Origin of the sequence: Gallalistipes aquisgranensis (assembly GCF_014982715.1) — a bacterium.
In the GTDB taxonomy this organism is placed as follows: Bacteria; Bacteroidota; Bacteroidia; order Bacteroidales; family Rikenellaceae; genus Gallalistipes; species Gallalistipes aquisgranensis.
In genome coordinates, this window is record NZ_JADCJY010000001.1 from 222,612 (window position 1) to 233,902 (window position 11,291).

The following is an 11,291-nucleotide window of genomic DNA, read 5'->3' on the forward strand; positions in this document are numbered from 1 at the left end:
ATGAAAAAAGCGTTGAAAATAGTAGTGCTGGCCAAGCAGGTGCCCGATACCCGCAATGTGGGGAAGGACGCCATGAAGGAGGACGGCACCGTGAACCGTGCAGCCCTGCCGGCCATCTTCAACCCCGAAGACCTGAATGCCCTGGAGCAGGCACTCGTAATCAAGGATATGAATCCGGGAAGTACCGTGCAGGTGCTTACCATGGGACCTCCCCGGGCCGCCGACATTCTGCGCGACGCCATGTTCCGCGGGGCGGACGGCGGCGTGCTGCTTACCGACCGTAAATTCGCCGGGGCCGATACGCTGGCCACCTCCTACGCCCTTTCGCGGGCGCTGGTCAAGATGCAGCCCGACATCATCGTCGCCGGCCGTCAGGCCATCGACGGAGATACGGCGCAGGTAGGTCCGCAGGTGGCCGAGAAGCTGGGGATTCCCCAGGTGACCTATGCCGAGGAGATCGTCTCCCTCGACGGAGAGCAGATCGTCGTCAAGCGTCGGCTGGAACATGGCGTGGAGACGGTGAGCTGCCCTCTGCCGATGGTGATGACCGTGAACGGATCGGCTGCCGAGTGCCGTCCGCAGCATGCCAAACGGGTGATGAAGTACAAGAACGCCAAGACCCCCAGCGAACTGCAGGCGGTGGACAACGACTATCTGCGCGTGCAGTGCGGCTGCAAGGAGTACCTCAATATCGGGGAGTGGAGCGTGGCCGACGTCGATGCCGACGACAGCCAGCTGGGTATGAGCGGCTCTCCCACGAAGGTGAAGAAGATCGAGAACGTCGTTTTCCAGGCCAAGGAGGCCAAGCGCCTTACTGCGGCCGATGCGGACATCGACGGGCTGATGGCCGAGCTGATCGCCAGCCATACATTGGGTTAAATCATCTAACGAGAGAGTATTATGAACAACATATTTGTATATTGCGAAATAGAGAGCGGCAAGGTCGCCGACGTGAGCCTCGAGCTGCTGACCAAAGGCCGTGAACTGGCCGATACGCTGGGGTGCAAACTGGAGGCCCTTGTGCTGGGCGAGGGACTGGACGGCGTGGAGAAGGAACTGGCCAAATACGGTGCCGACACCGTGTGGGTGGCCGACGACAAGGAGCTGGCACCTTACCGTACGCTGCCCCACACCTCCGTCGTGTGCGGTGTGTTCGAGGAGGAGAAGCCGCAGATCGCCCTGTTCGGTGCCACGCCCGTGGGACGCGACCTGGGCCCCCGCGTTTCGTCGGCCCTGCACAGCGGTCTGACGGCCGACTGCACCAGTCTGGTGATCGGCGACCATACGGATGCCAAGAGCGGCACGGAATACAAGAACCTGCTGTATCAGATCCGTCCCGCATTCGGAGGCAACATCATTGCCACGATCGTCAATCCCGACCACCGTCCCCAGATGGCCACGGTACGCGAGGGCGTGATGAAGAAAGAGGCGGCCAAGACCCCCGGCGCCGGTGAGGTGAAACGGGTGGACGTGAAGAAATACCTGAAGGATACCGATCTCGTGGTGAAGATCATCGACCGCCAGATGGAGGAGCGCAAGATCGACATCAAGAGTTCGGCCGTGCTCGTTTCGGGCGGATACGGCATGGGGTCGAAGGAGAATTTCGGCCTGCTGTTCGAACTGGCCGAGGTCCTGGGGGCCGAGGTGGGCGCTTCGCGTGCCGCCGTGGACGCCGGGTTCGCCGACCATGCCCGTCAGGTGGGGCAGACCGGAGTGACGGTCCGTCCGAAGCTCTATATCGCCTGCGGTATTTCGGGCCAGATCCAGCATACGGCCGGTATGGACCAGTCGTCGATGATCATTTCGATCAATACCGATCCGGACGCCCCGATCAACAAGATCGCCGACTACGCCATCGTGGGCGACGTGATGGAGGTGATCCCCAAGATGATTAAGTATTACAAGCAAAACTCTAAATAAGCACGGATATGGCCAACTTTTTTTTAGATAATAAAGATTTGCAGTATCATCTGGAGCATCCCCTGATGAAGAAGCTGGTGGAGCTTCAGGAGCGGGGTTTTGCCGAGAAGGATGTGTATGACTACGCCCCGGCCGATTTCGAGGACGCGATGGACAACTACCGCCGGGTACTGACCATCACCGGCGAAGTGTGCGGCGACGTGATCGCCCCCAATGCCGAAGGGGTGGACGAAGAGGGCCCGAAGGTGGTGAACGACCACGTGGTCTACGCTCCCGGAACCGCCAGAAACATCGAGGCGGTCACCAAGGCCGGTCTGTTCGGCATGACGCTGCCCCGCAAGTACGAGGGGCTGAACCTGCCGCTGATCTGCTTCGTGATGGCCAACGAGATGGTGGCCCGTGCCGATGCCGGATTCGAGAACATCTGGGGGCTTCAGGACTGTGCCGAGACGCTGAACGAGTTCGCCAGCGAAGAGCTCAAGGCCGAGTTCCTGCCCCGCGTCTCGCGCGGAGAGACCTGCGCCATGGACCTCACCGAGCCCGATGCCGGCAGCGACCTGCAGGCCGTGATGCTCAAGGCCACGTGGGACGAGGCCCGGGGAACGTGGCTGCTCAACGGCGTGAAACGCTTCATCACCAACGGTGACGGCGATATTTCGCTGGTATTGGCCCGTTCCGAAGAGGGTACGACCGATGCCCGCGGCCTGTCGATGTTCGTGTATGACAAGCGCGACAATGCCGTGAAGGTGCGCCGAATCGAGCACAAACTGGGTATCAAGGGGTCGCCCACCTGCGAACTGGTCTTCACCAATGCCCCGGCCAAACTGGTCGGCGACCGCAAGATGGGTCTGATCAAATACGTGATGTCGCTGATGAACGCCGCCCGTCTGGGCATCGGCGCCCAGTCGACCGGCCTTTCCGAGGCCGCCTACCGCGAGGCGCTCAAGTATGCGCATGAGCGGGAGCAGTTCGGCAAGCCGATCATCGAATTCCCCGCCGTATTCGAGATGCTGACCAACATGAAGGCCAAACTGCAGGCTTCGCGGGCGATGCTCTACGAGACCACCCGTTTCGTGCAGCTCTACAAGACCTATACGCACATCAGCCACGAGCGTAAACTGGAGGCGGAGGAACGCGCCGAGATGAAGGCCTACACCCGTCTGGCCGACGCTTTCACGCCGCTGCTGAAGCTGATGAGCAGCGAATACTGCAACCAGCTGGCTTACGACGCCCTTCAGATTCACGGCGGTTCGGGCTACATGCACGACTATCCGATCCAGCGTATCTACCGCGATGCCCGTATCACCAATATCTACGAGGGTACGAGTCAGTTGCAGGTGGTCGCTGCCATCCGTCACGTGACCACGGGAACCTATCTCTCCCAGATCATGGAGTATGAGAAGGCCGAATGTCCAGGCGATCTGGACCAGATCCGCAAGCGCCTGGTGGCCATGCGCGAGGAGTACGAGAAGACGGTGGAGAAGGTGGTCTCCACCGGCGACAACGAGGTGATCGACTTCCATGCCCGCCGCATGGTGGAGATGGCCGGTCATATCATCTTGTCGCACCTGTTGCTGCGTCAGGCGGCCGAGGTGGATGAGTACCGTACGTCCGCCGTTGTCTACTCCAAGTACGGACAGGCTCAGAACCGGGCCGCCGCGGAGTACATTGCCCATTCGTGCTGCGGCGACATCGACCTGTTCAAGCAGGTGCTGGACGAACATTAGCAGCCGGAACGATCCGGCAGGAAAGCCGTCTCCCTCGGGAGACGGCTTTCCCGTTTTCGGGATAAGCGTTTGGTAATCGTACCGAAAAGTGTATCTTTGTGGACAGATCGAACCATCAAATCCCTAACCGATATGAGAGTTATTATTCAGGAGAAAAGCGATGCCGTGGCCAGCTGGGCCGCCCGGTATATCGCTTCGAAAATCAATTCCCATGCCCGTATCAGCGACCGGCCTTTCGTGCTGGGTCTGCCCACGGGTTCCACGCCGCTGAAAACCTATGCCGAACTGATCCGCCTGCACCGCGAGGGGAAGGTCTCTTTCGAGAACGTGGTGACTTTCAATATGGACGAGTACGTGGGACTGCCCGAAGAGCATCCCGAAAGCTACCATTCGTTCATGTGGAACAATTTCTTCAGCTCGGTGGATATCCGACCCGAAAACGTCAACATCCTGAACGGAAATGCCGCCGATCTGGAGGCCGAGTGCCGTTCGTACGAGGAGCGGATCGCTGCACAGGGCGGCATCGACCTGTTCATGGGGGGAATCGGGCCCGACGGCCATATCGCCTTCAACGAACCCTTTTCCTCGATGACTTCGCGTACGCGGGTGAAAACCCTCACGCACGACACGCTGGTGGCCAATTCGCGCTTTTTCGGCGGCGACATCGACCGGGTGCCCAAGACGGCCCTGACCGTGGGCGTAGGGACTGTGCTCGACGCCCGCGAGGTGATGATTCTCGTCACGGGGTATAACAAGGCCCGTGCCCTGCACCATGTGGTAGAGGAGGGGTACAACCATGCCTGGACGGTGAGTGCCCTTCAGACCCATCCCAAAGGGATCATCGTCTGCGACGAAGAGGCCACCTACGAGCTCAAGGTCGGAACGTTCCGCTACTTCAAGGATATAGAGCGGGAGCATATCGACCCGCAGAGCATCACTCTGTAAACTGTCCTGCGATGAAACGGATTGTCGCCGTATCGTTGCTGCTGGCCGGTGTGCTGTTCGCCTCGGCGGCCCGTTGTGCCCGGCCGAAGGTGATCGCCCACCGCGGTTTCTGGAAATGGGAGGGTTCGGCCCAGAATTCGATCGCTTCGCTGCGTCTGGCGGCCCGGTGCGGCCTGTGGGGGAGCGAGTTCGACGTGAATGTCACTTCGGACGGTGTGGCCGTCGTCAACCATGATCCCGTGATCGGCGGGAAACGGATCGAAAATACGCCCTATGCCGAATTCCGTGACGTACGCCTGCGCAACGGCGAACGGATGCCGACGCTGGCCGAATACCTGGCCGAGGGGAAGAGGCATCCGGAACTGAAGCTGATTCTGGAACTCAAATCGGCCCGTTCGGCGGAACACGAGCTTCGCAGCGTGGAAGTCGTGCTCCGGGAAGTGGAGCGGGCCGGCGTCGCACGGCAGGTGGAATATATCGCTTTCAGCCGCCGGATCGTGGAGGAGTTGCTCCGGCGCGACCCGAAACTGAAAGTGGCCTATCTCAACGGGGACATCGCTCCGGAAGAGCTGAAAAGGATGGGGTGTACCGGGCTGGACTATTCGGTCGGGAAGATGCGCCGCCATCCGGAATGGTTCTCCGAGGCCCGGAAAAACCGTGTCCGTACGAATGTCTGGACCGTGAACCGGATGGAGGATATTCGGTTCGTGACGGAGAACGGTGCCGGGTATATCACGACCGACGAACCGCTGCTTGTGGAAAAAATCCTGCGCGGAAAGTAGCCCGGTCCCGGGATATGCAAAGCGGGGTGTCCGATTTCGTCGGACACCCCGCTTCTGTATCCTGCGGAGGAAGGGTTTTCCCGGGTGCGTATCGCCGGGGCTGCCGGTTGCCTGCTATCGGAGATAGTCCCGGAAGAATGTTGCGATCCGGTCGAACGGAATCTTTTCCATGTTGTCGTACAGATCGACATGGCTGGCACCGGGGACGATCAGCAGCTCCTTGTTGTCGCCTTTCAACTGCTTGAATGCGTCTTCGCTGAAGTAGCGGGAGTGGGCTTTTTCGCCGTGGATGACCAGAACGGCGCTCCGGATTTCGTCGCTGTACGTGAGCAGAGGCGTGTTGATGAACGAAAGGGCCGACGTCTTGTTCCAACCGCCGTTCGAATTGAGCGAGCGAGGATGGTAGCCGCGTTCGGTCTTGTAATAGGCGTGGTAGTCTTTTACGAACTGCGGGGCATCCTCGGGCAGCGGGTCCGCTACGCCGCCGGCCAGCGCATAGGTGCCGTTGCGGTAGTCTTCCGTGCGTTGGGTGTTGAGCTGTTTGCGCAGTTCGTAGCGGGCATTGGCATCCATCGCATCGAAATAGCCCCGGGCGTTGACGCGGCTCATGTCGTACATCGTGACGGCGACGGTGGCCTTGATCCGCGTGTCGATGGCGGCCGCATTGAGTGCCATGCCACCCCAACCGCAGATGCCGAGGATACCGATCCGTCCCGGGTCCGCTTTTTCGTGTGTCGAAAGGAAATCGACCGCCGCACAGAAGTCTTCCGTATTGATGTCGGGCGAAGCCACGTAACGGGGTTCTCCGCTGCTCTCCCCGGTGTAGGAGGGGTCGAAGGCGATCGTGAGGAATCCGCGTTCGGCCAGCGTCTGGGCATACAGTCCCGATGCCTGTTCCTTTACCGCACCGAAAGGTCCGCTGACGGCTATGGCGGGCAGTTTGCCCGTGGCATTTCTGGGAATGTACATGTCGGCGGCGAGCGTGATGCCGAAACGGTTGTGGAAAAGGACGCGCTCGACCGTCACCTTGTCGCTGGGAGCGAACGTTTTGTCGTTGTGTCGTGCTTGAGAGGTATTCATAATTGTCAGAATGGATAAAACGGTCGGAATGAATTTTTTCATCGGTTCGGAGGTTTCGGTTTTTCACCGCAAAGATAGCCTCCCTTCTCCGTCCGGACAGTAGACAGATTACGGATAAATGTACCCCGATTCCGGTTGTCGTACTCCTGAGGTTTGCGGAGAGAAGGGGAGCGGACGGAGACCGCTCTGCCGGATGCGAAAGGAGGATACCCTGTTATCGGTATCCTCCTTGAAAATGACGGTGCGGGAGCGGTTTATTTGATCTCCCACGTCTCCCCGCTGTGGAGCAGGTCGTCGACGCACCGGATGGCACGTTTCGATTTGACGCTCTCCACCTGGTCGTAGAAATTGTCGTCGTAGGTGTGGTCGGGTACGTCGCGGATCACGCCCAGCGCCACGGGATAGTTCGGGTAGCGCATGTTGACCAGCATCATGTGTACGCCCGGATTGGGCTCATGGGCGTTGTGGGTGAGAATGTCGTCGATCGTCACGCCGCCCTCGCCGATTTTGACCACCATCAGTTTCATGCCGATCTGCACGAGACCCTTGTCGCGGTTCTTGCCGAAAACCATCTTTTCGCCGTGTTTCAGCACGATGGTGTGCTCGGCGCGGGTCTCTTTGTCGAGAGCGAAATCGGCGTGTGTCTTGTCGTTGAATATCACGCAGTTCTGAAGAACCTCCACCACGGAGGTCCCGTCGTGTTTGGCTGCGGCCACCAGGCAGTCCTTCGTCAGCCCCACTTCGGCGTCCACCGAGCGGGCGAAGAACGTGCCCCGTGCCCCGAGCACCAGCTCGCCGGGGGTGAACGGGTGTTCGATCGTGCCGAATGGGGAGGTCTTGGTCACCTTGCCCAGTTTCGAGGTGGGCGAATACTGCCCTTTGGTCAGGCCGTAGATCTCGTTGTTGAAGAGCAGGATGTTGATGTCGATGTTGCGGCGCACGGCGTGGATGAAATGGTTGCCGCCGATGGCCAGCGAGTCGCCGTCGCCGGTGGGGACCCACACGGTGAGTTTCGGGTTGGCCACCTTCACGCCCGTGGCGATGGCCGAGGCCCGGCCGTGGATGCCGTGGAACCCGAAGGTGTTCATGTAGTAGGGAAAACGGGACGAACAGCCGATTCCCGATACGAAGGTAAACCGTTCGTGCTTGTATTTTAAGGCTTCGGCCACTTCGGGCAGCGCTTTGAGCACGGAACTGAGGATAGCGTGGTCGCCGCATCCGGGACACCACTTGACCTCCTGGTCGCTCTTGAAATCCGCAGGGGTATATTTATATTGGTCGTTCATGGCATTATTCGGTTAAAAGACTGTTGAATTTCTCTTTCAGTTCCGTGACGGTGAAAGGCAGACCCTGCACCTTGTTGTATTGCAGGTACTCGAACTCCTGGAAGTTCATGCGCAGGTAGTTGGCGAACTGTCCCATGTTGAGCTCGCAGACCACGATCTTCTTGAATCGTCTGAAGATGTCGCGCACGCCGTGCGGCAGGGGATTGATGTAGTTGAAATGGCACAGCGAGACGCTTTTGCCCTCCTTCTGCAGGTCGGACACGGCCGTCGAGAGGTGCCCGTAGGTGCCGCCCCAGCCCACGACCAGCAGGTCGCCGCTCTTTTTGCCCATCACGCTCTGTTTGGGGATGAAGTCGGCCACGCGGGCCACCTTCTCCGCCCGGATGTTCACCATGTTCTGGTGATTGGCCGGGTTATGCGACACGCTTCCCTTCAGGAAATCCTTTTCGAGACCGCCGACGCGGTGCTCCACCCCTTTCGTACCCGGAAGCGCCCAGTAGCGGGCCAGCCGTTTGGGGTCACGGCGGTAGGGCATGTATCCTCCCTCGGGTGCCTTGTGGAGGATGGGCGGATTGATCTTCGGATAGTCGGCCATCGAGGGAATCCGCCACGGTTCGCTGCCGTTGGCAATGAAACCGTCCGACAGCATCAGCACGGGGGTCATGTGCTCCATGGCGATCTTGCCGGCCCGGAAAGCGTAGTCGAAGCAGTCGGACGGGGTGCTGGCGGCGATCACCACCAGCGGACATTCGCCGTTGCGTCCCCACAGGGCCTGGTAGAGGTCGGCCTGCTCGGGCTTGGTGGGCAGCCCCGTGGAGGGGCCTCCGCGCTGTACGTCCACGATCACCAGCGGCAGTTCGGTCATTACGGCCAGCCCGATGGCTTCCGACTTGAGCGAAAGGCCCGGACCGGAGGTGGTCGTCACGGCGAAGTTGCCGGCGAACGAAGCCCCGATGGCGGTGCAGATGCCCGCGATTTCGTCTTCGGCCTGAAGGGTCTTCACGCCGAGGTCCTTGCGCTTGGCCAGCTCTTCGAGGATGACCGTGGCCGGGGTGATGGGGTAGGAGCCGCAGAAGAGCGGACGTCCGCTCTTCTCGGAGGCGGCGATGAATCCCCATGCCGTGGCCTGGTTGCCGCTGATGCTGCGGTAGGTGCCTTTGGGCAGGTCGGCCGGCTGCACGTCGAACGTGTTGGCGAAGGCATGCGTATTGGCCGCATAGTTATACCCCGCCTGCAGGGCCAGTTTGTTGGCCGTGGCCACGAGCGGGTTTTTCTTCGAGAACTTGGTGTCGATATAGTGTTCGGTGTGCTCCATCGGCCGGTGATAGACGAAGAAGCAGATGCCCAGCGCGAACATGTTCTTGCACTTGGTGATGCTCTTGGGGTCGAGGTCGATCTCTTTCAGGGCCTCGCGTGTCATGGTCGTGATGTCGGGCCGGACGATGTTGTAGTTTTCCAGGTTGAGCTCCCGGATCGGATCGTCGGTCTGGAATCCGGCCTTCTCGATGTGTTTCTCGGTGAAGGTGTCGTTGTCCACGATAATCGTGGCGCCCCGCTTGAGCCAGCAGGCATTGGCCTTCAGTGCGGCGGGGTTCATGGCCACCAGTACGTCGCAGAAGTCGCCCGGCGTGCTCACCTTGCGGCTGCCGAAGTGAACCTGAAAGCCCGACACGCCCGATACGGTGCCCTGCGGGGCCCGGATTTCGGCCGGATAGTCGGGAAACGTGGAGATTCCGTTTCCCAGGAAGGCGGAGGTGTCCGAAAAGAGCGTTCCGGTCAGCTGCATACCGTCGCCGGAGTCGCCCGAGAAGCGGATGACCACATCGTCCAACTCAACTATGTGTGATTTGTCCATGATGATGAGATGACTTGAAGTTAGTTAGAATTTGTTATGATTAGTGCCGAAAGATAGTGAATTTATTATCCAATTTATAAAATGCGGTTAAAATTTCGCGTGTATTTTGTCCGTTTCCGTTTTTTCTTCCGTGCCGGGGCGGGGCGGACGGAGGGAGGGGACCCTGTCCCTGGCCCCGGAAACGGGGAAGAATTTGTGTGAAATCGTGGTTGCGGACGGCGATTTCGCCGCAAAATGCCTATATTTATGGACTCGATAACGAAAACTAACCTGATAAAACTAACCTGCTCTTATGAATCGACGTCAATTTCTTAAAACGGGAGGAATGGGCCTGCTGGCCTCTTCGCTCCTTCCCGCATCCGCATTGAATTCGTGCCGGCAGTCGCCGGACAACTGTATTACGGAGGAAAAGAGAGACATTCCGGTCAGTGCGAGCGTGGACGTCGTCGTCTGCGGGGCCGGTCCCGCCGGCGTCGCCGCGGCCATCGAAGCGGCCCGGGCGGGAGCATCGACGCTGCTGGTGGAGAATAACGGTTGTCTGGGAGGGGTCTGGACGGCAGGACTGCTGAGCTGGATTCTGGACTACCGGAACAAGAGCGGCTTTTTCACCCGGTTGATCGCGGACCTGCGAGCCCGGGGAGCGGTCTCGCCCATTCCGACGGGCAGTTCCCTGTCGTTCGACGCGGAGGCGATGAAGCTGCTGCTGGAGGAGTATTGCCAGGAGGCGGGTGTCCGGATCAGGATGCATACGCGGGTGGTGGGGGCGGTGAAGTCCTCCGGCCGCATTACGCATATCGTTACGGAATCCAAATCGGGGCGGGAGGCTTGGGCCGGCAGGATATTCGTGGATGCGACGGGCGACGGCGACCTGGCCGCCTTTTCGGGCTGCGGCTTCGAGTTCGGCGATCCGGAACACGATTCGACCGCGCAGCCGATGAGCCTGGGCGTCGAGGTCGGAGGGCTGGATTTCGGGGAGATCAAGGAATATGTGCGATGGGACGGGGATGTGAACATGGAGTCGAAGAAACGGCTGCTGGCGCTGATCGAGAACGGGGGGCATATCCTCTCCAACAAAAGGCCCAGTATGGGACCGGTGAGCGAAGACCGCTTCATCCTCGGGGCCAATCACGAATACGGGTACAGCCCCTTCGACGCCGATGACCTCACCGAGGCCACGCTCCGGGCCCGGAGGGAGATGCACCGGGTCGTACAGGCGATGAGGGCGAACGGAGGAGTGTGGAAAAACGCGAGGATCGTCTCGACCGCCGCGCAGATCGGCATACGGGAAGGCCGGCGGATACACGGGCTCTATACCGTGACGGTACAGGACGTCATCGAGGGCCGGCGCCACGGGGATGCCGTCTGCCGCGTCACTTTTCCCGTGGACGTGCACCCGGTGTCCCATGCGAACGAATCGAAGGAGCTTTACTCCAAGACCTATAAGACGAAACCGTACGATATTCCGTTGAGGGCGCTCATCGCCAGGGACGTCGCCGGGCTGATGATGGCGGGGCGCTGCATCAGCGGCGATTTCATGGCCCATGCCAGCTACCGTGTCACCGGGAACGCCGTTCCGATGGGCGAAGCCGCGGGCAAGGTGGCGGCCTATGCGGTGTTGAACGGCTGTCTGCCCCAGGAGGTGCCGGTCGGGGTCTACCGGGCGGAGGCCGGAGAGGAAGGTTGACCGGGGGAGGAA

The 11,291-nt window shown here is 60.2% G+C and carries 9 protein-coding genes; 6 read left to right on the forward strand and 3 right to left on the reverse strand.

Translation table 11 applies throughout. The features are described from left to right. The 5 genes from INF32_RS00765 to INF32_RS00785 all read left to right on the forward strand — a co-directional run bounded on the left by INF32_RS00765 (position 1) and on the right by INF32_RS00785 (position 5,374). On the forward strand, positions 1–879 hold the full coding sequence (locus INF32_RS00765) for an electron transfer flavoprotein subunit beta/FixA family protein (protein ID WP_226386508.1): 879 nt from the start codon (positions 1–3) through the stop codon (positions 877–879). Positions 880–900: 21 nt separating this feature from the next. Beyond that, on the forward strand, positions 901–1,920 hold the full coding sequence (locus tag INF32_RS00770; RefSeq protein ID WP_226386509.1) for an electron transfer flavoprotein subunit alpha/FixB family protein: 1,020 nt from the start codon (positions 901–903) through the stop codon (positions 1,918–1,920). A gap of 8 nt (positions 1,921–1,928) precedes the next feature. Beyond that, a complete protein-coding gene (locus tag INF32_RS00775; RefSeq protein WP_226386510.1) occupies positions 1,929–3,647 on the forward strand; it encodes an acyl-CoA dehydrogenase family protein in 1,719 nt (572 codons plus the stop codon). 132 nt (positions 3,648–3,779) lie between these two features. Continuing rightward, positions 3,780–4,592 carry a glucosamine-6-phosphate deaminase gene (gene nagB, locus INF32_RS00780; RefSeq protein ID WP_226386511.1) on the forward strand — a complete coding sequence of 271 codons (813 nt, stop codon included), beginning with the start codon at positions 3,780–3,782 and terminating at the stop codon, positions 4,590–4,592. An 11-nt stretch (positions 4,593–4,603) separates the two neighbouring features. Then, on the forward strand, positions 4,604–5,374 hold the full coding sequence (locus INF32_RS00785; RefSeq protein WP_226386512.1) for a glycerophosphodiester phosphodiesterase: 771 nt from the start codon (positions 4,604–4,606) through the stop codon (positions 5,372–5,374). Positions 5,375–5,488: 114 nt separating this feature from the next. Here the strand turns inward: INF32_RS00785 and INF32_RS00790 are convergent, their stop codons facing one another. From INF32_RS00790 to INF32_RS00800, 3 genes are all read right to left on the reverse strand, one after another. Continuing rightward, positions 5,489–6,454 (reverse strand): alpha/beta hydrolase, encoded by a 966-nt coding sequence (locus INF32_RS00790; protein WP_226386513.1) that lies wholly within the window; start codon positions 6,452–6,454, stop codon positions 5,489–5,491. A gap of 254 nt (positions 6,455–6,708) precedes the next feature. After that, on the reverse strand, positions 6,709–7,740 hold the full coding sequence (locus INF32_RS00795; RefSeq protein WP_226386514.1) for a 2-oxoacid:ferredoxin oxidoreductase subunit beta: 1,032 nt from the start codon (positions 7,738–7,740) through the stop codon (positions 6,709–6,711). Between the two features lie 4 nt (positions 7,741–7,744). Beyond that, positions 7,745–9,595 (reverse strand): 2-oxoacid:acceptor oxidoreductase subunit alpha, encoded by a 1,851-nt coding sequence (locus INF32_RS00800; protein WP_226386515.1) that lies wholly within the window; start codon positions 9,593–9,595, stop codon positions 7,745–7,747. Positions 9,596–9,887: 292 nt separating this feature from the next. Between INF32_RS00800 and INF32_RS00805 the strand changes: the two genes are divergently transcribed. Further along, positions 9,888–11,279, forward strand: coding sequence for an FAD-dependent oxidoreductase (locus INF32_RS00805; RefSeq protein ID WP_226386516.1), 1,392 nt, complete (start codon positions 9,888–9,890; stop codon positions 11,277–11,279). Positions 11,280–11,291: the final 12 nt, after the last annotated feature.

Coding starts and splice junctions, on each gene's coding strand:
- INF32_RS00805 (WP_226386516.1), top strand. CDS start 9,888: ATGAATCGACGTCAATTTCTTAAAACGGGAGGAATGGGCCTGCTGGCC.
- INF32_RS00765 (WP_226386508.1), top strand. CDS start 1: ATGAAAAAAGCGTTGAAAATAGTAGTGCTGGCCAAGCAGGTGCCCGAT.
- INF32_RS00775 (WP_226386510.1), top strand. CDS start 1,929: ATGGCCAACTTTTTTTTAGATAATAAAGATTTGCAGTATCATCTGGAG.
- INF32_RS00785 (WP_226386512.1), top strand. CDS start 4,604: ATGAAACGGATTGTCGCCGTATCGTTGCTGCTGGCCGGTGTGCTGTTC.
- INF32_RS00795 (WP_226386514.1), bottom strand. CDS start 7,740: ATGAACGACCAATATAAATATACCCCTGCGGATTTCAAGAGCGACCAG.
- INF32_RS00800 (WP_226386515.1), bottom strand. CDS start 9,595: ATGGACAAATCACACATAGTTGAGTTGGACGATGTGGTCATCCGCTTC.
- INF32_RS00790 (WP_226386513.1), bottom strand. CDS start 6,454: ATGAATACCTCTCAAGCACGACACAACGACAAAACGTTCGCTCCCAGC.
- nagB (WP_226386511.1), top strand. CDS start 3,780: ATGAGAGTTATTATTCAGGAGAAAAGCGATGCCGTGGCCAGCTGGGCC.
- INF32_RS00770 (WP_226386509.1), top strand. CDS start 901: ATGAACAACATATTTGTATATTGCGAAATAGAGAGCGGCAAGGTCGCC.